This is a genomic window from Bacteroides sp. OF03-11BH (assembly GCF_003604005.1).
GTDB lineage: Bacteria > Bacteroidota > Bacteroidia > Bacteroidales > Bacteroidaceae > Bacteroides > Bacteroides ovatus.
Window position 1 is genome coordinate 1 of sequence record NZ_QTMW01000029.1, and the last position, 296, is coordinate 296.

Here is a 296-nt window from a genome sequence, read left to right on the forward strand (position 1 = left end):
GAGATGGCTCGTATGCTCGGATTGAATGATGTAGCAGACAAATATGCGGATATAGCCAAGAAAATGGCGGTGAAATGGGAAGGAATGGCAAATGAAGGAGATCATTACCGTTTGGCTTTTGACAGAAAGAACACTTGGAGTCAAAAATATAACATGGTTTGGGATAAGTTATGGAACCTGAATTTATTTCCTAACAATGTAATCGGAAAAGAAATAGACTATTACTTGACAAAGCAGAATCCTTACGGGCTTCCTCTGGACTCTCGTAAAGAATACACAAAATCCGACTGGATCAT

General features: G+C 39.2%; 1 protein-coding gene. It reads left to right on the forward strand.

The window, feature by feature from the left end:
• Positions 1 to 296: DUF1793 domain-containing protein (locus DXA54_RS28580; protein ID WP_243647664.1), on the forward strand; the 296-nt coding region annotated here is incomplete at both ends.